Source organism: Rhodanobacter hydrolyticus (assembly GCF_044904645.1).
On sequence record NZ_JADIKK010000008.1, the window covers coordinates 2547052 to 2567293 of the forward strand.

The window sequence follows — 20242 nt, forward strand, 5'->3', positions numbered from 1 at the left end:
ACGCACCGAAAAGTTACCTAACCGCCGCCACGAGGCTGTCGCATGGCTGCTGCACGCCAAAAAAAAACCTTTGCCTGTCCCGTCGACGTGACGCTGAGCCTGATCCACGGCAAGTGGAAGCCGATGATCCTGTGGCTGCTGTCGGCGCGGCAGCACCGTTTCAGCGATTTTCAGGCGGCGATGCCGCAGGTGGCACACAAGGTGCTCAGCCAGCAATTGCGGCAACTGGAGGCGGACGGATTGATATGCCGCGCAGCGCGCGACACGGGCAGGCAACACATGGCTTACCAGTTGACCGGATTCGGCCGCAGTCTGCGGCCGGCGCTGAACGCGTTGGCGGCCTGGGGCAAGGATCATCATCACGCGCTGGGCGCAGAGTACGGGGCTCCGGTGAGCGAGGTTGGCTGATCGCGGTCGCGCGCACAAGCTGCACCTTCGGGGAAGCATCGGCCTCCCGTGCCTGAGCGAAACCTTGGGCGCCGGGTCCTGTAGCCAGGACCACCGGTGCACCCGCTTGCGGATCAGGCTTGCTTCAGTCGCGATGCACCTGCAGGCCTGCCGCCGACTGGTTCACTGGCATCACTTCGATACGGTTGATGTTGAGGTGCGCAGGCAAATTGGCGATCCACCAGATCGTATCGGCGATGTCGCCGGCGACAATGGGATGGGCGCCGGCGTAGAGCGTGTCCGAGGCGGATTGGTCTCCACCGGTGCGCACCAGGGTGAACTCGGTTTCGGCCATGCCCGGTTCGATCGAGGTGACGCGCACGCCGGTGCCGTGCAGATCCACCCGCAGGTTCTGCGAGAACTGGCTGACAAAGGCCTTGGTGCCGCCGTACACGTTGCCGCCGCGATACGGGTAGCTGCCTGCGATGGAGCTGATGTTGACGATGGCGCCGCGGCGCTCGATCAGTCGGGGCAGCAGCAGGTGCGTCATCGTCGCCAGTGCGGTGACGTTGGTGTCGATCATCTGCTTCCACTGCGCGAGATCGGCCTGTTGCGCCGTTGCCGTGCCCAGCGCGAGGCCTGCGTTGTTCACCAGCAGGTCGATGTCGGCGAACGCTGCCGGCAGGCCGGCGATGGCAGCGCGCAGCGCGGCCTCGTCGCGGATGTCGAAGGCGACGGCATGCACCTTGTCGGCGCCGTGTGCGTCCACCAGCTTTTGCAGGCGGTCGGCGCGGCGGCCGCTGGCAACCACGTGCCAGCCACCGGCCACGAAACGTTCCACTGTGGCGGCGCCGAAGCCGGCGGTGGCGCCGGTGATCCAGGCGGTCTTGGTGCTCATGCGGGCATGCCTCGGCGAATAGGGGTGCTTACTTGCCTTCCTTCAGCGCAATCGAGCTGATGCCGGCGCTGGCGAGGCGTTGCTTGGTCGCCTCCAGCGCACTGGCGCTGGGGAACGGCCCCAGTCGCACGCGGTGGAAGGTCTGACCGTTGATGGTGACGCTCTGCACGTTGGCCACGAAGCCCTGCATGGCGAGCTGGGCCTTGGTGGCCTCGGCTTTCGCCGCGTCGGGAAAGGCGCCGATCTGCAACAGATAGCCGCCGCCGCTTGCCGGTTGCGGCACCGCGGAGGCAGGTGCGGCTTCCACGTTCTGGGTGGCCACGGTGGCGTTGACGGGTGCCGTCGGCTGCGTTGCGGGCGCAGGTGCCGGCGTCGGCGTGGACGCCGCGGTGCGCTGGCTCTGCTGCTCGGCCTTGGCCTGTGCGCTGAGTTCGGCATCCGGGATGCGCACTTCCTTCTCCGACAGCACGGAATAGAAGTCGAACTGCGGCTTCTTCGGCGCGGTCTCGGCGTTGCCCGGGGCCACCGCGCCGGCGTCGCTGGGTGCCGCGGCGGTGGCTTGCGGATTGGCCTGCGGGCCTTCCTTGGGGGCCATCGGCAACAGCGAATGGCGCATCAGCACCGCCAAGGCCACGGCGCCGATCAGGATGCCGACGAGGATCGCGGCCCAGGTGGGGAAGCCGCCACCGTTGTTGCGTACCGCCTGCTTGCCCTTGCCTTTGCGTGCTGCCATCACATGCTCTCCGGGGCGGAAAGACCCAGCAAATCCAGGCCGTTGCGCAGTACCTGCCGGGTCGCCACCACGAGGGCCAGGCGGGCGTCGCGCAGGTTCTTGTCGTCGACCAGGAACTGGTGCGAGTTGTAGTAGGTGTGGAACGCGTTCGCCAACTCGCGCAGCCAGACGGCGAGCAAGTGCGGCTCGAGGTTCGAGGCCGCGGCGTCCACCACTTCGGGGTAGCGCGACAGCTCGGTGAGCAGCGCCTGCTCGTGCTCGTTGTCCAGTCGCGCGAGGTGCGCCAGTCCATTGTCCTGATCGAACGTGAACCCTTTCTCGCCGGCCTGGCGCAGCACGCTGCACACGCGGGCGTGTGCGTACTGGATGTAGTAGACCGGGTTGTCGTTGGTCTGCGAGCGGGCCAGGTCGATGTCGAACACCAGCTGCGAATCGCCCTTGCGCGAGATCAGGAAGTAGCGCGTGGCGTCGCGGCCCACTTCGTCGATCAGGTCGCGCAGGGTGACGTAGCTGCCGGCGCGCTTGGAGATCTTCACCTCCTCGCCGCCACGCATCACGGTGACCATCTGGTACAGCAGATAGTCGGGGTAGCCCTTGGGGATGCCGGCGTCCAGCGCCTGCAGGCCGGCCTTCACGCGCGCCAGCGAGCCATGATGGTCGGAGCCCAGCACGGTGATCGCCTTGCCGTAGCCGCGCTGCCATTTGCTGAGGTGGTAGGCCACGTCCGGCACGAAATAGGTGTAGGTGCCGTCGGACTTGCGCATCACGCGGTCCTTGTCGTCACCAAAGTCGGTGGTCTTCAGCCACAGCGCGCCACCTTCCTCGTAGGTGTGGCCGTGGGCGACCAGCTCGCGCACGGTTTCCTCCACCTTGCCGTCGGCATACAGCGACGATTCGAGGAAGTACACGTTGAAGCCGACGCCGAAGGCCTTGAGGTCGAGGTCCTGCTCGCGGCGCAGGTACGCTACGGCAAACGCACGGATCGCGTCGAGGTTCTCCGCGTCCTTCGCGCCGATGACGGTGTGGTCTTCCACGGTGACGCTGTCGCCGGCCAGGTAGGCCTTGGCCACGTCGGCGATGTAGTCGCCGCGGTAGCCGTCCTCCGGCCAGCCGGCGTCGTCGGGGGCGAGGCCGCGCGCGCGCGCCTGGGTCGAGATGGCGAGGTTGGCGATCTGTACGCCGGCATCGTTGTAGTAGAACTCGCGCTTCACGTCCCAGCCGCTGGCCTCCAGCAGCCGGGCCACGCAGTCACCCAGCGCCGCGTTGCGCCCGTGGCCTACGTGCAGCGGGCCGGTCGGATTGGCCGAGACGAACTCCACGCCCACTGTGCGACCCGCGCCCAGCGCGTTGCGGCCGTAGCCGGCGCCCTGTTCGAGGATGCGGCGCACCTGCGACTGGCTGGCGTCGGTGGCGAGGAAGAAATTGATGAAGCCTGGGCCGGCGATTTCCACCTTGGCCAGCAACCTATTGGGCGGCAGCGCGGCCACCAGCTTCTCGGCCAGTTCGCGCGGCTTGGCCCGGGCGGCCTTGGCCAGCAGCATCGCGGCATTGCAGGCGAAATCGCCGTGCTCGCGGCTGCGCGTGCGCTCGATCACGAAACCCGGGATCGCCAGCTCGGCGGGCAGGGCTGACTGTGTTTGCAGGGCGTGGATGGCCCCGAGGATCAGTTCGTGCAGCTGGGCTTTCACGGGCGCGGCAATTCCGGGATGGAACCGGCAATCGTAGCAGAGAGGCTGGCCGGGGCGGCCGGCTCTCGGGTGGCCACGCCATGTTGCGATGCAAGGCGTGACCTGTGGATAAGTCTGTGGGGAAAGTATGGCTGCACGCGGCAGGTTTGCTAACGATTGCCCGCCAGAACCGCATTCTTCGTAAAAAATTCAAGTAAAACAATTGATTGTTGTGTGTGTTTGAGGTCGAGCATGCGTTGCTAGGCGCAAGTGCCGGCTGCAGGCATGTGTGCATAAGTCAATGGGGCATTTCGCGAGCGCGAGCGACGGGCTGGCTCGTCATAGGTCTGTCATGCGGCGCTGCCACACTGGCTGGGTGCCGGAGGAAACTCCCCTCCCGCCGGCACGCTGGAGATGCCGCTCTCTCCTCTCCCCGAATCGGCACCCGCGGCGCGGCTCATCCCCGCGCCGCTTTTTTTGGCTGCATTTGTGCGTTCGTCGGGGAACGTGAAGGTCAGACGGGCGGCCATCCGTGGCCGTACTCTTCAGGAAAGCCCGCGAAAATCGCTCTCGACGATTTTGTCCCGCGGCTTTGCACCACGGCAGCGTCAGATCAGCCCACGTGCCGCCATCGATACAGGCGCGCCGTGACCGATCACCAGATGGTCGAGCACGCGCACGCCTACCAATTGCAGGGCGTCACGCAGTTCCCGGGTGATCGCACGGTCGGCCGCGCTGGGTTCGGCCACGCCGCTGGGATGGTTGTGGGCGAAGATCACCGCGCAGGCGTTGTGGCTGAGGCAGGCTCGCACTACTTCGCGTGGATGCACGTTGGCGCCGTCCACCGTGCCGCGGAACAGCTCCTCGAAAGCCAGCACACGATGGCGGTTGTCGAGATACAGACAGCCAAACACTTCGTAAGGCAGGTGGCGCAGCCGGGCGCTGAGGTAGTCGCCGCTGTCGCGCGGGTTGCCCAGCGCCGGCTGTGTATGCAGTTGCTCGGCCAGGCTGCGCCGTGCCAGCTCCAGTGCCGCGGCGATGCGCGCGCGTTTTGCCGGGCCGAGCCCGACGGTTCGTGCCAGATGGTCGGGGCGGGCGAGCAGGGCGCCGAGGCTGCCGGCGCTCATCAACAGCTCGCGGCCCAGTGCGATTGCATCCTTGCCGTGCACGCCGCTGCCCAGCAGCACGGCCAGAAGCTCCGCGTTGGACAATGTTCCGCTGCCGCGCACCAGCAGCTTTTCGCGGGGTCGCTCGCTTTCGGGCCAATGACGGATGCTCATGTCGTCAGCGTGCCTGCGTACCTGGGAGGCGGGCAGCAGTCGTGCCGCACGATTCCGGTAAGCTAACCGTCTGCCCGCAAGTCAGGCCGTGCCTACATGAGTCTTGTCCAACGCCGCATCCTGCTGGGAGTGTCCGGAGGTATCGCCGCCTACAAGTCCTGCGAACTGGTTCGCCGCCTGCGCGAAGCCGGCGCTGAGGTGCGTGTGGTGATGACGGCGGGCGCAGGGCATTTCGTGGGGGCGGCCACCTTCCAGGCCTTGTCCGGCCAGCCGGTGCGCACGTCGCTGTGGGATGAAAGCGCCGAGGCGGCGATGGGCCATATCGAACTGGCACGCTGGGCCGAGCGCATCGTGGTCGCGCCAGCCAGCGCAGATATCCTCGCCAAGCTGGCGCACGGCCATGCCGATGACCTGCTTACCACGTTGTGCCTGGCGAGCGCGGCGCCGCTGGCTGTGGCGCCGGCGATGAACCAGCAGATGTGGGCGCATCCGGTGGTGCAGGCGAACATCGCCCTGCTGCATCAACACGGCGTGCAGGTGCTCGGTCCGGCGTCCGGCGAGCAGGCCTGCGGTGACGTGGGTTCGGGCCGCATGCTGGAGCCGCACGAACTGCGGGATGCATTGGCTGCCTCGTTCGGCAATGGCGCGTTGGCTGGCCTGGACGTAGTGGTCAGCGCCGGCCCGACCTTTGAAGACATCGATCCTGTCCGTTTCATCGGCAACCGCAGCTCCGGCAAGATGGGTTTTGCAGTGGCGCAGGCTGCTGCGGAGGCGGGCGCGCGAGTGACCCTGGTGGCCGGCCCGGTAGGCCTGGCCACGCCGCTGGGTGTGGCGCGGCGCATCGACGTGCGCAGCACGGCGCAGATGCATGTCGCGATACTCGAGGCCTGCACGCAGGCGCAGATCTACATCGGTGCCGCTGCGGTGGGCGACTACCGGCCATCCGAAGTGGCCGAGCGCAAGCTCAAGAAGCAGGCTGGCGCGGACCTGGTGCTGCAACTGACCGAGAACCCGGACATCCTCGGCAGCCTGTCAATGCAGGCCACGCACCCCTTCCTTGTCGGTTTCGCGGCGGAAACGCATGACGTGGCGCGTTATGCCCAGGACAAGTTGCAGCGCAAGGGCCTGGACATGATCGCCGCCAACCGGGTCGGCGACGGACTGGGTTTCGAGACCGTCGACAACGCGCTGGATGTGTACTGGGCCGATGGCATGCTGGCGCTGGCCCGCGCCGGCAAGACCGAGCTGGCGCGGCAGCTGGTGGCCTGCGTGGCGGAACGTTACCGCGCGGTGCGGGGGTGAGCGTAGCGATGCTGGATGTCGAACTGAAAATTCTCGATCCGCGCGTGGGCAATACGATCCCGCTGCCCGAAGCGGCCACGGCCGGCAGTGCCGGCATGGATCTGCGCGCCGCGCTGGAGGCACCGCTCACGTTGGCCCCCGGCGACAGCGCGCTGGTACCCAGCGGCATCGCCATCCACATCGGCGATCCGGGCTGGTGCGCCTTAATCGTTCCGCGCTCGGGCCTTGGCCACAAGCATGGTCTGGTGATGGGCAATCTGGTGGGCGTGATCGACGCCGACTACCAGGGCCCACTGATGATTTCCTGCTGGAATCGCGGTCGTGAGCCGGTCACCATCGGCGTCGGAGATCGCATCGCGCAGTTGCTGCTGGTACCAGTGGCGCAGGCGCGGCTGAACATCGTGACCGACTTCGCGCCCAGTGCGCGTGGTGTCGGTGGTTTCGGTTCGACGGGCATCAAGTGACCCGGCTCGTCGTGGAAACGAACCGAGGAATGGGTAGTCGTGGGGATGGCGATGAGTGACGCAACCGGATCGCGCTGGCGCGCACAATTGGATCTGCAACGCCTGTTGCCGCTGGCCTTGGGCACGCTGCTGCTGTTGCTTGGCGCCTTCTGCGCATGGCAATTCTGGCTGATTGCCGACGAAGGCCAGGCAGCCGCGCAGGTAAGGCAGGCACGCGACGAAGCGGTGCAAAAGCTGGCACAGGTGGTCACTGCGCAGCGCGACACGGTGCAGAAGGCGGCGATGTCGTTGGATCCTGCCCTGCTGCAAGGCGACCATGCCGCGTTGGTCGCGGCATTGCAGGCCAAGCTGCCGCAAGCCCGGCAAGTGGATGCCTACAGCAGCAACCTCGACGAGGTGGTGCACGCGAATTTTCGCGAGTTCGGCTATGCCAAGGCGGAGCAGTTGATGGCTGCGCAAACTGCCGATGGCCTGCCGCCGGCCCAGAGCGTGGTGCATGGCCTGGGCAATCGCCGCCTGAGCATTGTGCTGCCGCTGGGTACGCCGGTGCAGGTTTGGCTGTGGGTGGAGCTGCCGTTCGCGCCGGTGCAACAGGCTTTCGACGCCATATCGCCAGCGGGCGGGAGACTCGATCTGCGCCAGGGCGACGCCAATACCGACATGCGCATCTATTCGCGTGGCAGCGCGAGCGCCGAAACGGAAACTGTCGCCAAGGTCGTGCCCGGCAGCACGTTCAGCGTGGCTGCGGCCACGCCGGTGGCCTTCATCGTGCTGCCGCGTTCGTGGCTGTTGGCGGCCTTGCTGGCGCTGGCCGGTCTGGCTGGCGGCTTCTACCTGTTGTGGTTGCGCCAGAGCCGGCGCGGATTGCCGATTCCGGCGCAGGACATCGACATCGAGGAGTTCAGGCGGGCCGAGGAAGCAGCACGCAAGGCTGCGCCGCCGGTACCGGTGATCCCCAAACTTGCTGCGGCCGCACCCTCACCGGTAACTGAGCCCAAGCCGGCTGCCAGCGTGGACGTCGATCCGACGATCTTTCGCGCCTACGACATCCGTGGGGTGGTGGGCAAATCCCTGAACGCGGACGTGGCGCGCCTGCTGGGCCAGTCCATCGGCACGCTGATGCGCGAGCAGGGACTCGCCGAGATCGTGGTGGGTCGCGATGGTCGCCTATCCGGTCCGGAACTGACTGGTGCGCTGGCCGACGGTCTGCGCGAGGCTGGCGTGGACGTGATCGACCTCGGGGCGGTGCCAACGCCCGTGGTGTATTTCGCCACCTATCACTACAACACCGGCTGCGGCGTGGCGGTCACCGGCAGCCACAATCCGCCCGATTACAATGGCTTCAAGATCGTCGTCGGCGGCCAGACCCTGTCCGAGGGCGCGATCCAGGATCTGTATCGCCGCATTGCCGGCAATGCGCTGGAACACGGGGGCGACGGCCATTTGCGCCAGCTCGATGTCCTGCCGGACTATCTGGAGCGCATCGTTGGAGACGTGCAGGCCGAGCGCCGGCTCAAGGTGGTGGTGGATTGCGGCAACGGCATCCCCGGGGCGGTGGCGCCGCAGGTGCTGGCCGGCATCGGTTGCGAGGTGGTGCCGCTGTACTGCGACGTGGATGGTACTTTCCCCAACCACCATCCCGACCCTTCCGATCCGCATAATCTTGAGGATCTCATTCTTGCCGTGAAGCAGACCGGCGCGGATCTCGGCGTGGCCTTCGATGGCGACGGCGATCGCCTCGGTGTGGTGACCAAGGAAGGCGAGATCATCTTCCCGGATCGCCTGCTGATGCTATTCGCGCGCGACGTGCTGTCGCGCCAGCCGGGCGCCACCATCATCTACGACGTGAAGTGCACCGGACACCTCAAGGGCCAGATCCTCGAGGCCGGCGGCAGCCCGCTGATGTGGCGCACCGGACATTCGCTGATCAAGGGCAAGATGCGCGAAACCGGCGCTGAGCTGGCCGGTGAGATGAGCGGCCACTTCTTCTTCAAGGAGCGCTGGTTCGGCTTCGACGATGGCATCTATGCCGGTGCGCGACTGATGGAGATCCTCGCCGGCGACCTGGAGGAGCGCACGCCGGAAGAGATTTTCGCCACCCTGCCCAACGGTGTCTCCACGCCCGAGTTGAAGATCGAGATGGCCGAGGGCGAGCACTACCGCTTCATGGAGAAGTTCAAGGCGGAAGCGAATTTCGAAGACGCCACGATCATCACCATCGACGGCGTGCGCGCCGATTGGCCGGATGGCTGGGGCCTCGTGCGTGCGTCGAATACCACGCCAGTGCTGGTTCTGCGCTTCGACGCCGATACGCCGGAGGCGCTCAAGCGCATCCAGCTGGCGTTCCGCAAGCGGTTGATCGCGGTGGATTACCGGCTGAAGATGCCGTTCTGACCGGGCGGCAACGGCCTGGCAAGAGCGGCTGCGGCCGCTCTGCGCATCTCAGTGCCCTTGTTGCTGTTGGTCACGCAAGGCGCGGTAATGCGCGAGTTGCTGTGTTTGCTGCTGTTCGGCCTGGTCGCGTTGCGCCTGCTGGCGTTGCAGCAGTGCCTGCAGGTCGCTCACCACGGCGCGCTGCCTGGCGATGCCGTCTTGCAGGAACTTCGGTACCGGCTGTTTGTTGTGCTCGGCCTCGGCGGCACGACCCAGCAACTCGGTCAGTGCCTGCTCCTGGCTGCGCAGGTTGAGCTTGCTGGTGTGGATCTGCTGATCCATGTTCGCCAGCCCTTGCTGCAGCGAAGCCAGATACGAGGCTTCGTCGGGATAGGCGTCCATCATTTGCTCGTCGGCACGGGCCTGGTCGTCTGCGGCACGCTTGGCTGCCGCCTGCTGCGTAGCCAGCTTCTGGGCGGCGGCGCGTTCCTCCGGACTGAGCTGGCGTTGCACACGCTGCACCACGATGCCTTGGTCGTTGACCACGGAGTAGCCGAATTTGAGCGCATCCTGGGTAAGGCTGTCGCTGAAATGCGCTTGGCCTTGGCCGTCTATCCATTTGTAGCGCAGGCCGTTGTCGCCCGGATTCTGCTGGGCATGGATCGTGGTGCTGGCGAGCAGCGCGGCGGCGAACAGGATGGAACGTGGTTTGCGCATGTGAACCTCCCCTTGGGCGGCAGTATAGATGCCGATACCGTCCTCAGCTGTGGGCGCCGTAACGTTCACGATAAGCGACGAGCCGGGCGTGCTCGACGGCCAGACTTGGGTGCTCGCCTGCGTAGGCCAGCACGTCGGTGAGGCTGGTGATTGCGATCACCGGGATGCCGTGGTCGCGCGCGACTTCCTGTGCGGCGGAGAGTTCGCCTTGGCCGCGCTCCTGCCGATCCAGCGCAATCAGCACGCCCGCCGGTTCCGCGCCTTGCGCGCGGATCAGCGCCAGCGATTCGCGCACCGCGGTGCCGGCGGTCATCACGTCGTCCACGATCAACACGCGACCCTTCAGCGGTGCGCCAACCAGCATGCCGCCTTCGCCATGGTCCTTGGCCTCCTTGCGGTTGTACGCCCAAGGCAGGTCGCGGCCGTGGTGGTCGGCCAGCGCGATGGCGGTGGCGGCAGCCAGCGCGATGCCCTTGTAGGCGGGGCCGAACAGCATGTCTACCTCGATGCCCGCGTTCACCACCGCGGCGGCATAGGCGCGGCCGAGCTGGCCCAGCGCGGCGCCGGAATCGATGCGCCCCATGTTGAAGAAGTACGGGCTCTGCCGTCCGGACTTCAGCGTGAACTCGCCAAAGCGCAGCACTTCGCGCTGCAAGGTGAGTTCGATGAAGTCGCGCTGATAGTCGTGCATGGAAACTCCCGTCAGGGCAGATGGCGCCACAGCAGGTGCTGCGGTCCGGAACGGCCGCCATGGTACAGCGTGCCGCTGTCCGCGAAGCCCGCGCGCCGGTACAGCGCCAGTGCCGCGGTATTGTTGCAGTTCACCGTGAGCACGATGCGGCGCGCCTGCGGATGGCGCTGCGCAAGGTCGGTCAGCAGCGCGTCCAGCGCGCGCGCGCCGAGGCCGCGGCCCTGCCAAGCGGCATCCAGCTGGAACGAGCGCAGGCCCAGCGCTTCTGCTTCCGCATCGTATCCGGCGAGGCTGCGCGCGCTGCGCTCGATGCGGTAGTAGCCGACCACCATGTCGTCCAGCAGTATCGCCATTGGCTGGCTGCCGGGGCATCGTTCGGCATCGGCGAGGGTGCGTGCGGGTGGACTTACGAAACCGTCCTGGTCCGGCCGCACGTGCAAGCGCAACACGGCCTCGCGCAATTCAGCGGCGACGGGTCGGACATGGAGGGTGGGCGATGCAGGCATGGTTGCTATCATGCCTGCATCGCTTTGGGAGTCGCACATGCGCATCATCAGCCTGAACGCCAACGGCATCCGTTCCGCCGCAACCAAAGGCGTGTTCGAGTGGCTGCGCCAGCAGCGCGCCGACGTGGTGTGCCTGCAGGAAACCAAGGCGCAGGAAGAGCAGCTTGCCGATCCGATGTTCCGGCCCGACGGCCATCATTGCTTCTACCGCGACGCCACCAGCAAGAAGGGCTATTCCGGTGTGGCGATCTACGCCAAGCGCGAACCGGACGAAGTGCGCACCGTTCTGGGCTGGGACGAATTCGACAACGAAGGCCGCTACATCGAAGCGCGCTTCGGCAAGCTCAGTGTGGTGTCGTTGTACGTACCCTCGGGTTCCTCCGGCGAGGAGCGCCAGCAATTCAAGTTCAAGGCGATGGAATGGCTCTCGCCCGTCCTCGACGAGTGGCTGGCGAATGGCCGCGACTACGTGCTGTGCGGCGACTGGAACATCGTGCGCAGCGCGAAGGACATCAAGAACTGGAAGTCCAACCAGAAGAATTCCGGCTGCCTGCCGGAGGAGCGTGCGTGGATGGACGGCCTCGTCGAAAACGGCTGGGTGGACAGCTACCGCACCCTGCATCCGGAAGGCGAGGACTACACATGGTGGTCGAACCGCGGCAATGCGCGCGCGAACGATGTGGGCTGGCGCATCGACTACCAGTTGGTGACGCCGGCATTGGGCCAGCGTCTGAAGCGCTGCGCGATCTATCGCGACGAACGCTTCTCCGACCACGCGCCGTATACGGTCGACTATGCCGACTGAAGGTGCGTCAACACGGCGCGGGCTGTCGATCTGGCAAGCGTTTTCGCAGCCCGCCGCGTGGACGCTGTGCCTGCTCGGGTTTTCCTCCGGACTGCCGTTTTTGCTGGTGTCCTACACGCTGTCGTTCTGGCTGAAGCAGGACGGCATCGTGCTGAAGGACATCACGATGATCGCCAGCGCGGGCATGACCTATGTGTTCAAATTTGCATGGGCGCCGCTGCTGGATCACTGGAAACTGCCGTTGTTCATGCGGCTTGGGCAGCGCCGTGGCTGGTTGCTGCTTGCGCAAATCGGTGTTGCGGCGGGCTTGCTGGCAATGGCTGCGCTGACGCCGAGCCAGCTGCCCTTGTTCGTGGCCGCCACGCTGTTCGTTGCCTTCATGGGCGCCACGCAGGACATTGCCATTGATGCGTATCGCATCGAGATCGCCCCGCCTGCGGCGCAGGGCGCATTGGTGGCCACCTATGTGTTGGGCTACCGTCTCGGCATGATCGTTTCCGGTGCGTTGGCGCTGATCCTCGCCGACCACATCCATTGGGCGCAGATCTACGTGTTGATGGCCGTCGCGATGACGGTGCCGGTGCTGGTCACGCTGGGCATGCGGGAGCCGGAGATATTGCGTCTCGCACCGGCTTCATGGCGACAGGCGATGCGCGAGAGCGTGGCCGAGCCATTCGCCGATTTCTTCCGGCGCTATGGTCTGTGGCTTGCATTGCTGACCTTGCTGTTCATCCTGCTGTTCAAGATCCCCGAGCAGGCGATCATCGGCGGCGTGATGGGACCCTTCTACCGCGACATGGGTTTTTCCAATACCCAGATCGGCGCAGTCACAAAAATCTACGGCATCTGGATCGGCATCACTGGCGCCTTCGTCGGCGGCGCGGCGGTGGCCCGCTGGGGGGCATGGCGATCGCTGGGCGGCTGCATCGTGCTCGGCGCGATCAGCAACCTGCTGTATCTCTTGCTGATCGCCCATCCCGGCCATCTGACAATGCTGACGTTGGCGATCTCCGGGCAGAATTTCTTTGAGGGTATGCTCGGGCCGCCGACAGTGGCTTTTCTCTCCCTGCTGGTGAACCGCCAACACACAGCCACGCAATACGCGTTGCTGAGTTCGCTGGTGAACTTGTCAGGCAAGGTGCTCGGCTTCTTTGCAGGAAGCATCGTGGCCGTTTCAGGCTACGGAGGCTATTTCATCATCACTGTGTTCTCGGTATTGCCGGCAATGCTGTTGTTTGTCGCGCTATGGCGACGCTTCGATCCCCTCGCCGCACCTTCCGCCAACGGAAGCTGAAGGCGCTTTGCGAACTGCACCACGGATTGCCAAGTTGATCATTGCCGGCTGCAGCGCCGCGGGCGACGATTTTAGGCATAGGGGCCGGACAACGAAGCGGCGGTGCCATGCCTGATCTCGTGATACGCCAAGTCGATCATCTGCTGGCAGAGCGCATCCGTGCCTTTGCCAAGGCACGCGAGTGGAGCCTCAACGAGGTGCTGCTGCACGCACTGCGACGTGGCCTCGGTGTCGCAGAAAATGGCCAGCATGCAGAAACCTCGGTCGATGCCGACGAACTTGCCATGCTGATTGGCCAATGGAACGCAGCCGAGCAAGCCGTGTTCAGCGAAACCGTGCATGCGTTGTCGATCGCGCGGGGCGACTCGCTGCGGCGATCCGGTGGGACTGGTCACGGCGACTAAGCATCAAGGGCGATGCTGCTATGCCCGGCCTTTCCGTTGGCTTGCCCGCTCCACGCGTCCTGCTAGTACCGGCGCCACAGTGGAAACGTGGGAGGGTCTCCTCGTGATCGGTGGACATTCGGCTGTTGTCCGCGTGTAGTGCAAACATGCGGACGTTCTGCATGGCGATCCAGCGGCGTGCTTCTAGGGCTTTGATGAGCGCCTCAACGGGGCCAGCGTGCCTTCCATCTGGTCTGTGCGACGCCCTCGAGGGATCGCGAGTGCGCCCGCAAGTTCCATGGTTCGGTCGGTCGAGGAAGTCGAGCAACTGGTGCGCATGGCAGCGGCTTCCATTGCGTGCCCGTGACCGATGCGGTGCGGCGACTGCATGGCGCCGCCAGGAGTTCACCCGCCTTTGCCGGTGACGCGCGACTTCAGGCTGAGCGCCGGCGTGCCCGGGCAAATCGTTTCAACGCGGAGCAGGATGGATCGCGCCGAGCACACGTGGTCCGCGCGCACCGGTGACAGCTGGCAGGTTGCCCGGCAGCCCGAGCAGGCGTTGCCTGGCCAGCCATGCGAACGCGGTCGCTTCGAGGAAATCTGGATCGACGCCATGCACGGCGGTGCTGACCAGCGTCCGTGGCGAGAGCAGTTCGGCGAGCCGTTGCATCAGTGCGACGTTGTGCACGCCGCCGCCGCAGGCCAGCACGTCTTCGGCATCCGGGGCGTGCCGTGCGACGGCCTCGGCCACGCTGCGTGCGGAGAGTTCGAGCAGCGTAGCCTGCACGGCCGCTGGTGACAGCGTGGCCAAGCGTGGATGCGAGGCCAGCCAGTCGAGATGGAAGTGCTCCCGACCGGTGCTCTTGGGTGGTGCGAGCGCGAAATAGGGATCGGCCAACAAGGCATCGAGCAATGTATTGTCGATCTTGCCGCTGGCGGCGAACGCGCCGCCGTGGTCGAACGCTTCGCCGCGATGGCGCAGACACCAGGCGTCCATCAGGCCATTCGCCGGGCCGGTGTCGAAGCCTATGACGCTGCCGTCAGCGCCAAGCACGGTGATGTTGGCGATGCCGCCGAGGTTGAGCACCACGCGGGCGTGGCCGGGATGTGCCAGCAGCATCGCGTGCACGGCCGGCAGCAGAGGCGCGCCCTGGCCGCCGGCGGCCACGTCGGCGCGGCGAAAATCCGCCACCACATCGATGCCGCAGCGTTCGGCGATGGTGGCGGGGTCGCCCAGTTGCAGCGTGAAGGCATACTCGCCGACGGGTCGATGGCGCATGGTCTGGCCGTGCGAGCCGATTGCACGCACGGCGGTGGCAGGCGTGCCGCTTTCCTTGAGCAACGCGAGTGCGGCCTCGGCGAAGCCGTGGCCCAGTGCCACGTCCAATCGCCCGAAAGCATCCAGATCGATCGCGGTTTCGCCCTGCGCCACGGCGAGGATCTGTTCGCGCAACGCGGTTGGCCACGGGTGCGTGTGCGTGGCGCGCAAGCGCGGCTGGCCGTCGTCGAACGACACCAGTGCGGCGTCTATGCCGTCGGCGCTGGTGCCGGAGATCAGGCCTAGATACAGCGACGGAACATCACTCACGCTGGTGCGGCGCTCAGTTGTCGGTCTTGCTGACGGGCGTGTCGCTGCGGGCGAGCTTGACGTGCTGGTCGATCTGGTCGAGTCGCGCCATCTCGGGTTTCACCACGGTGGCCCTGAACTTCGCAAGCTGTGTCGCGGGTAGCGGCTCGGGCTTGGGCAGGGTTACCGTCTGCGGATTGCGCTGTACACCGTCCACGCGGAATTCGTAGTGCAGGTGCGGGCCGGTGGCAAGTCCGGTCATGCCGACGTAGCCGATGATGTCGCCCTGCTTCACGTGCTGACCCACGCGCTCGTTGCCGAAGCGCGACATGTGACCGTAGGCGGTGCTGATGTCCTTGTCGTGCTGGATGATCACGAAGTTGCCGTAGCCGTTCATCCAACTGCGGTACTTGATCACGCCGTCGCCGGCGGCATGGATCGGCGTGCCGGTCGGTGCTGCGTAGTCCACGCCCTTGTGCGCGCGCATCAGGCCGAGGATCGGGTGCATGCGTGCGGCGCTGAAGGTGGAGGAGATGCGGGTGAAGTCCACGGGAATGCGCAGGAACGACTTCTGCAGCGGGCGGCCGTCCTCGCTGAACCAGCCGTAGCTGCCGTCGTCCTTCTTGAAACGGTAGGCGGTATAGCGCTTGCCCTGGTTCACGAATTCCGCGGCAACGATGTCGCCCTCGCCATAGCGGGCACCATCGCGGTAGATGTCGTCATAGATCACCGTGAAGCTGTCGCCTTCGCGCAAATCCTGCACGAAGTCGATGTCGTACTTGAACAGGTCGGCAAGCTTACCCACCATCGCCGCGCTCAAGCCGGCCTGGTCGCCGGCGGCGTACAGGCTGCTGCGGATCACCCCGTGCGCCACTTCCTCGCGCACATCCATGTCGCGCGGCTGCAGTGTCAGCGTGGGTTGCGGTCCATCAAGGCGCACGATGGCACGGTTGGCCTGGTCCTTGTCGAAGCGGACGCCGCGCAGGCTGCCACCAGTGCCGAGCAGGAAGTCGAATTCGTCGCCCGGGCGGATGTGGTGCAGCGCGGATTTCGCATCGCCGGAGGCGTCCATCACCTTTTGCAGGTCGGTGAGGCTCAGGCCGCGGCCGCCGAAAATGTCGGACAGCGTCTGGCCGGGTTGCACGCGTACCACTTGCCAGTCGTCCACCGCGGCGGCGGCTTGCGGGATCGGATCCGGCTTCGGCAATGCCAACGGCAGCAGAGTGTGCGCCTCGACCGTGGGAGCGGGCTTCATTGCTGTGGCCCACGCAGGCATGATGAGGCCGGAGAGCAGGGTCGCTATCAATGCAGTGCCGGCGAGCACCCAGCGCTCGCGGTGCCAGTGGATCGGCGTGATGGATTCCGACCGATCGAACGACCAGTGCGCGCAGCGCTCGTAGAAGCTGATGTGACGACGTTGTGCCTTGCGGCAAATGGCCTGCTTGCGCGCTCGGAGCCCCCCCCGGATTTTCCCACTCATGCTGCGCGAACCTCGCCGTACAAAGTAACAATTCCACGTACCATAGACGTCGTGTGACGAGTGCGTCAATCCCTTTTCCATCAAGGATTTGCGTCAGGTTTTCGGTTAACGCACAATTAACGCTGAAACGTGATTGCCATCGCCGGGATGGTTGTCATGACAACCACCTATTCCGAGGAATGCATGAACCAACCTGAGCAGGCGCTGGCCACGATCGCGCGTGGTGCCGACGAAATCATCAAGCGCGAGGACCTGCTGGAGCGGCTGAAAAGTGGGCGCCCACTGCGCATCAAGGCCGGCTTCGATCCCACCGCGCCGGACCTGCACCTGGGCCACACCGTGCTGCTCAACAAGATGCGCCAGTTCCAGGATCTGGGACACCAGGTGATTTTCCTGATCGGCGACTTCACCGGCATGATCGGCGATCCGACCGGCAAGAACGTCACGCGCAAACCGCTCACCCGCGAGGATGTGCTGAAGAACGCCGAGACTTATGCGGCACAGGTGTACAAGGTGCTCGACCGCGAGCGCACCGAAGTGCGTTTCAATTCAGAATGGTTCGGCAAGATGGGCGCGGCCGACATGATCAAGCTCGCTGCGCAGCACACGGTGGCGCGCATGCTTGAGCGCGACGACTTCGCCAAGCGCTACGCCGCACAGCAATCCATCGCTATCCACGAGTTCCTTTATCCGCTGGTGCAGGGCTATGACTCCGTGGCGCTGGAGGCTGACGTCGAACTGGGTGGCACCGACCAGAAGTTCAACCTGTTGATGGGTCGAGGCCTGCAGGAACACTTCGGACAGAAGCCGCAGATCGTGCTCACCATGCCGCTGCTCGAAGGCCTGGACGGCGTGAACAAGATGTCCAAGTCGCTGGGCAACTACATCGGCATCGACGAGCCGGCGATCGACATCGTCACCAAGACCATGAAGATCGACGACGCGCTGATGTGGCGCTGGTTCGAATTGCTCAGCTTCGATGTCTCGCTTGATGAGCTGGCGGAAATGAAGGGCGACGTGGCAAACGGCGCGCTCAATCCGCGCGACGCCAAGCTGCGCCTGGCACGTGAGTTGGCCACTCGCTTCCACGACGCGGCTTCCGCCGAACAGGCCATTGCGGGCTGGCATGCGGTGGTGCGAGGCGAGGGCGACACTTCGTTGCTGCCGCTCAGCGAAATTTCGGTGCCCGTCGAAGGCCTACGCCTGCCGGCGCTGCTTACTGCGGCGGGGCTCACTGCCAGCAACTCCGAAGCGAGCCGCAAGCTCAAGGAACGTGCCGTACGCATCGATGCGGAAGTGGTAGAGGACGCGCAGCGCGTATTCGCGGCAGGATTCGAAGGCGTGTTGCAGGTGGGCAAACGCAACTTTGCCCGTGTGCGATTGACCGACGGTTGATCGCTACGCACTGCTTTCAAGCTTTGTTTCGCGCAAGATCAACGGCTTGCGCGAAAGAGTAAAAATTCTTCGAAGAAATCGCTTGCCAATATCAGGGGGGCTGCCTACTATTCGCGCCCCGCTGCCGCATCGGCACGGTGCCCCACCACCCGCGCTGAAGAGACTTCGACGAAGGTGTTGACGGACCGAAAAGACGATGTATAGTAGGCGGCTCACCGGGACGAAATGTCCTGTAGCGGAAAGCTCCGCGGTGACGAGATCTTTGACAGTGTGCACAGGTGAATTGTGTGGACGCCTTGCGCTGGCGAGTCGATGACTTGTCCAAGCAATGCAAGCGTCCCACCCAAATGAAAGTCAGTAATGAGTTTCACTGGTTGGGGTCACGCTTCAGAAAGATAGATCGTCTTCGGATGATCGAAAACTTAAGTGAAGAGTTTGATCCTGGCTCAGATTGAACGCTGGCGGCATGCCTAACACATGCAAGTCGAACGGCAGCACAGGTAGCAATACCGGGTGGCGAGTGGCGGACGGGTGAGTAATGCATCGGGATCTACCCAAACGTGGGGGATAACGTAGGGAAACTTACGCTAATACCGCATACGTCCTAAGGGAGAAAGCGGGGGCTCGCAAGACCTCGCGCGGTTGGACGAACCGATGTTCGATTAGCTAGTTGGTAGGGTAATGGCCTACCAAGGCGACGATCGATAGCTGGTCTGAGAGGATGATCAGCCACACTGGGACTGAGACACGGCCCAGACTCCTACGGGAGGCAGCAGTGGGGAATATTGGACAATGGGCGCAAGCCTGATCCAGCAATGCCGCGTGTGTGAAGAAGGCCTTCGGGTTGTAAAGCACTTTTATCAGGAGCGAAATGCCATGGGTTAATACCCCGTGGAGCTGACGGTACCTGAGGAATAAGCACCGGCTAACTTCGTGCCAGCAGCCGCGGTAATACGAAGGGTGCAAGCGTTAATCGGAATTACTGGGCGTAAAGGGTGCGTAGGCGGTTCGTTAAGTCTGTCGTGAAATCCCCGGGCTCAACCTGGGAATGGCGATGGATACTGGCGAGCTAGAGTGTGTCAGAGGATGGTGGAATTCCCGGTGTAGCGGTGAAATGCGTAGAGATCGGGAGGAACATCAGTGGCGAAGGCGGCCATCTGGGACAACACTGACGCTGAAGCACGAAAGCGTGGGGAGCAAACAGGATTAGATACCCTGGTAGTCCACGCCCTAAACGATGCGAACTGGATGTTGGTCTCAACTCGGAGATCAGTGTCGAAGCTAACGCGTTAAGTTCGCCGCCTGGGGAGTACGGTCGCAAGACTGAAACTCAAAGGAATTGACGGGGGCCCGCACAAGCGGTGGAGTATGTGGTTTAATTCGATGCAACGCGAAGAACCTTACCTGGCCTTGACATGTCCGGAATCCTGCAGAGATGCGGGAGTGCCTTCGGGAATCGGAACACAGGTGCTGCATGGCTGTCGTCAGCTCGTGTCGTGAGATGTTGGGTTAAGTCCCGCAACGAGCGCAACCCTTGTCCTTAGTTGCCAGCACGTAATGGTGGGAACTCTAAGGAGACTGCCGGTGACAAACCGGAGGAAGGTGGGGATGACGTCAAGTCCTCATGGCCCTTACGGCCAGGGCTACACACGTACTACAATGGTCGGTACAGAGGGTTGCAATACCGCGAGGTGGAGCCAATCCCAGAAAGCCGATCCCAGTCCGGATCGGAGTCTGCAACTCGACTCCGTGAAGTCGGAATCGCTAGTAATCGCAGATCAGCTATGCTGCGGTGAATACGTTCCCGGGCCTTGTACACACCGCCCGTCACACCATGGGAGTGAGTTGCTCCAGAAGCCGTTAGTCTAACCGCAAGGGGGACGACGACCACGGAGTGGTTCATGACTGGGGTGAAGTCGTAACAAGGTAGCCGTATCGGAAGGTGCGGCTGGATCACCTCCTTTCGAGAACGACAGCGCGATTCGTCGCGCAAGACGTCCACACAAGACACCTGTATTTCACGTAGCGTCCCTAGCAAGAAGCTTCCGGGTCTGTAGCTCAGGTGGTTAGAGCGCACCCCTGATAAGGGTGAGGCCGGTGGTTCGAGTCCTCCCAGACCCACCAACCACGGGGCCATAGCTCAGCTGGGAGAGCACCTGCTTTGCAAGCAGGGGGTCGTCGGTTCGATCCCGACTGGCTCCACCATGGTGACGCGTGAAATCCAAGCACACATAAAGATTTGAAGCGAGGCGGCGTTGAGGCCGTTCTTGTGTTCTTTGAAAACTGGCAAACGAGTGACA

At 64.3% G+C, this 20242-nt stretch carries 17 protein-coding genes, 2 tRNA genes and 1 rRNA gene; 11 read left to right on the forward strand and 9 right to left on the reverse strand.

Features of this window, described 5'->3' with window-relative positions:
* Window positions 1-42: 42 nt before the first annotated feature.
* A complete protein-coding gene (locus ISP25_RS14090) occupies window positions 43-408 on the forward strand; it encodes a winged helix-turn-helix transcriptional regulator (RefSeq protein ID WP_192160354.1) in 366 nt (121 codons plus the stop codon).
* Window positions 409-532: 124 nt separating this feature from the next.
* Here the strand turns inward: ISP25_RS14090 and ISP25_RS14095 are convergent, their stop codons facing one another.
* From ISP25_RS14095 to radC, 4 genes are all read right to left on the reverse strand, one after another.
* Entirely contained in the window at window positions 533-1285 is a 753-nt protein-coding gene (locus tag ISP25_RS14095; protein ID WP_404614741.1) for an SDR family NAD(P)-dependent oxidoreductase, read from the reverse strand.
* A gap of 28 nt (window positions 1286-1313) precedes the next feature.
* Window positions 1314-2018 carry an SPOR domain-containing protein gene (locus ISP25_RS14100; RefSeq protein WP_404614743.1) on the reverse strand — a complete coding sequence of 235 codons (705 nt, stop codon included), beginning with the start codon at window positions 2016-2018 and terminating at the stop codon, window positions 1314-1316.
* The gene (argS, locus tag ISP25_RS14105; RefSeq protein ID WP_404614745.1) at window positions 2018-3706 is read right to left on the reverse strand and encodes an arginine--tRNA ligase; all 1689 of its coding nucleotides are present in this window, start codon (window positions 3704-3706) and stop codon (window positions 2018-2020) included. Before argS ends, ISP25_RS14100 begins: the two co-directional genes overlap by 1 nt.
* A 587-nt stretch (window positions 3707-4293) precedes the next feature.
* Window positions 4294-4965 (reverse strand): RadC family protein, encoded by a 672-nt coding sequence (gene radC / locus ISP25_RS14110; protein ID WP_192160362.1) that lies wholly within the window; start codon window positions 4963-4965, stop codon window positions 4294-4296.
* A 96-nt stretch (window positions 4966-5061) separates the two neighbouring features.
* Between radC and coaBC the strand changes: the two genes are divergently transcribed.
* Genes coaBC through ISP25_RS14125 form a run of 3 tightly spaced genes read left to right on the forward strand, consistent with a single transcriptional unit; the run spans window position 5062 to window position 9125 of the window.
* Window positions 5062-6267 (forward strand): bifunctional phosphopantothenoylcysteine decarboxylase/phosphopantothenate--cysteine ligase CoaBC, encoded by a 1206-nt coding sequence (gene coaBC / locus ISP25_RS14115; protein WP_404614747.1) that lies wholly within the window; start codon window positions 5062-5064, stop codon window positions 6265-6267.
* Window positions 6268-6275: 8 nt separating this feature from the next.
* Window positions 6276-6731, forward strand: coding sequence for a dUTP diphosphatase (gene dut / locus ISP25_RS14120; RefSeq protein ID WP_404616318.1), 456 nt, complete (start codon window positions 6276-6278; stop codon window positions 6729-6731).
* 45 nt (window positions 6732-6776) lie between these two features.
* On the forward strand, window positions 6777-9125 hold the full coding sequence (locus ISP25_RS14125) for a phosphomannomutase/phosphoglucomutase (protein WP_404614749.1): 2349 nt from the start codon (window positions 6777-6779) through the stop codon (window positions 9123-9125).
* A 48-nt stretch (window positions 9126-9173) separates the two neighbouring features.
* Here ISP25_RS14125 and ISP25_RS14130 read toward each other — a convergent pair whose 3' ends face one another.
* The 3 genes from ISP25_RS14130 to ISP25_RS14140 are packed head-to-tail and all read right to left on the reverse strand — an operon-like array spanning window position 9174 to window position 11018.
* Window positions 9174-9821 (reverse strand): DUF4124 domain-containing protein, encoded by a 648-nt coding sequence (locus tag ISP25_RS14130; RefSeq protein WP_404614751.1) that lies wholly within the window; start codon window positions 9819-9821, stop codon window positions 9174-9176.
* A gap of 43 nt (window positions 9822-9864) precedes the next feature.
* The gene (pyrE, locus tag ISP25_RS14135; RefSeq protein ID WP_404614753.1) at window positions 9865-10512 is read right to left on the reverse strand and encodes an orotate phosphoribosyltransferase; all 648 of its coding nucleotides are present in this window, start codon (window positions 10510-10512) and stop codon (window positions 9865-9867) included.
* An 11-nt stretch (window positions 10513-10523) separates the two neighbouring features.
* Window positions 10524-11018, reverse strand: coding sequence for a GNAT family N-acetyltransferase (locus ISP25_RS14140; RefSeq protein ID WP_192160372.1), 495 nt, complete (start codon window positions 11016-11018; stop codon window positions 10524-10526).
* Window positions 11019-11055: 37 nt separating this feature from the next.
* Between ISP25_RS14140 and ISP25_RS14145 the strand changes: the two genes are divergently transcribed.
* From ISP25_RS14145 to ISP25_RS14155, 3 genes are read left to right on the forward strand one after another with little or no spacing between them, the layout of a single operon-like run.
* On the forward strand, window positions 11056-11823 hold the full coding sequence (locus tag ISP25_RS14145; RefSeq protein ID WP_404614755.1) for an exodeoxyribonuclease III: 768 nt from the start codon (window positions 11056-11058) through the stop codon (window positions 11821-11823).
* A complete protein-coding gene (locus ISP25_RS14150) occupies window positions 11813-13117 on the forward strand; it encodes an AmpG family muropeptide MFS transporter (protein ID WP_404614757.1) in 1305 nt (434 codons plus the stop codon). The genes ISP25_RS14145 and ISP25_RS14150 overlap by 11 nt, the downstream gene beginning before the upstream one ends.
* Before the next feature lie 41 nt (window positions 13118-13158).
* Window positions 13159-13521, forward strand: a complete 363-nt coding sequence (locus ISP25_RS14155; RefSeq protein ID WP_404614759.1) for a hypothetical protein — start codon at window positions 13159-13161, stop codon at window positions 13519-13521.
* Between the two features lie 448 nt (window positions 13522-13969).
* On the opposite strand, the gene ISP25_RS14160 is transcribed toward ISP25_RS14155, so the two are convergent.
* Entirely contained in the window at window positions 13970-15088 is a 1119-nt protein-coding gene (locus ISP25_RS14160; RefSeq protein ID WP_404614761.1) for an anhydro-N-acetylmuramic acid kinase, read from the reverse strand.
* A gap of 13 nt (window positions 15089-15101) precedes the next feature.
* Window positions 15102-16547: an OapA family protein gene (locus ISP25_RS14165; RefSeq protein ID WP_404614763.1), complete on the reverse strand. Its 1446-nt coding sequence runs from the start codon at window positions 16545-16547 to the stop codon at window positions 15102-15104.
* Between the two features lie 183 nt (window positions 16548-16730).
* On the opposite strand from ISP25_RS14165, the gene tyrS reads away from it, so the two are divergent.
* From tyrS to ISP25_RS14185, 4 genes are all read left to right on the forward strand, one after another.
* Complete coding sequence (tyrS, locus tag ISP25_RS14170; RefSeq protein ID WP_404614765.1) at window positions 16731-17942, forward strand: tyrosine--tRNA ligase; 1212 nt, start codon at window positions 16731-16733, stop codon at window positions 17940-17942.
* Between the two features lie 423 nt (window positions 17943-18365).
* Window positions 18366-19906: ribosomal RNA gene (locus ISP25_RS14175) — 16S ribosomal RNA — on the forward strand.
* Window positions 19907-19989: 83 nt separating this feature from the next.
* A tRNA-Ile gene (locus tag ISP25_RS14180) sits at window positions 19990-20066 on the forward strand.
* Between the two features lie 5 nt (window positions 20067-20071).
* Window positions 20072-20147, forward strand: a tRNA-Ala gene (locus ISP25_RS14185).
* Window positions 20148-20242 lie beyond the last annotated feature (95 nt).

What these genes read in the sequence shown, in the direction of transcription:
- ISP25_RS14090 (WP_192160354.1), top strand. Translation starts at nt 43, where the DNA reads ATGGCTGCTGCACGCCAAAAAAAAACCTTTGCCTGTCCCGTCGACGTG.
- ISP25_RS14095 (WP_404614741.1), bottom strand. Translation starts at nt 1,285, where the DNA reads ATGAGCACCAAGACCGCCTGGATCACCGGCGCCACCGCCGGCTTCGGC.
- ISP25_RS14100 (WP_404614743.1), bottom strand. Translation starts at nt 2,018, where the DNA reads ATGGCAGCACGCAAAGGCAAGGGCAAGCAGGCGGTACGCAACAACGGT.
- radC (WP_192160362.1), bottom strand. Translation starts at nt 4,965, where the DNA reads ATGAGCATCCGTCATTGGCCCGAAAGCGAGCGACCCCGCGAAAAGCTG.
- coaBC (WP_404614747.1), top strand. Translation starts at nt 5,062, where the DNA reads ATGAGTCTTGTCCAACGCCGCATCCTGCTGGGAGTGTCCGGAGGTATC.
- dut (WP_404616318.1), top strand. Translation starts at nt 6,276, where the DNA reads ATGCTGGATGTCGAACTGAAAATTCTCGATCCGCGCGTGGGCAATACG.
- ISP25_RS14125 (WP_404614749.1), top strand. Translation starts at nt 6,777, where the DNA reads ATGGCGATGAGTGACGCAACCGGATCGCGCTGGCGCGCACAATTGGAT.
- ISP25_RS14130 (WP_404614751.1), bottom strand. Translation starts at nt 9,821, where the DNA reads ATGCGCAAACCACGTTCCATCCTGTTCGCCGCCGCGCTGCTCGCCAGC.
- pyrE (WP_404614753.1), bottom strand. Translation starts at nt 10,512, where the DNA reads ATGCACGACTATCAGCGCGACTTCATCGAACTCACCTTGCAGCGCGAA.
- ISP25_RS14140 (WP_192160372.1), bottom strand. Translation starts at nt 11,018, where the DNA reads ATGCCTGCATCGCCCACCCTCCATGTCCGACCCGTCGCCGCTGAATTG.
- ISP25_RS14145 (WP_404614755.1), top strand. Translation starts at nt 11,056, where the DNA reads ATGCGCATCATCAGCCTGAACGCCAACGGCATCCGTTCCGCCGCAACC.
- ISP25_RS14150 (WP_404614757.1), top strand. Translation starts at nt 11,813, where the DNA reads ATGCCGACTGAAGGTGCGTCAACACGGCGCGGGCTGTCGATCTGGCAA.
- ISP25_RS14165 (WP_404614763.1), bottom strand. Translation starts at nt 16,547, where the DNA reads ATGAGTGGGAAAATCCGGGGGGGGCTCCGAGCGCGCAAGCAGGCCATT.
- tyrS (WP_404614765.1), top strand. Translation starts at nt 16,731, where the DNA reads ATGAACCAACCTGAGCAGGCGCTGGCCACGATCGCGCGTGGTGCCGAC.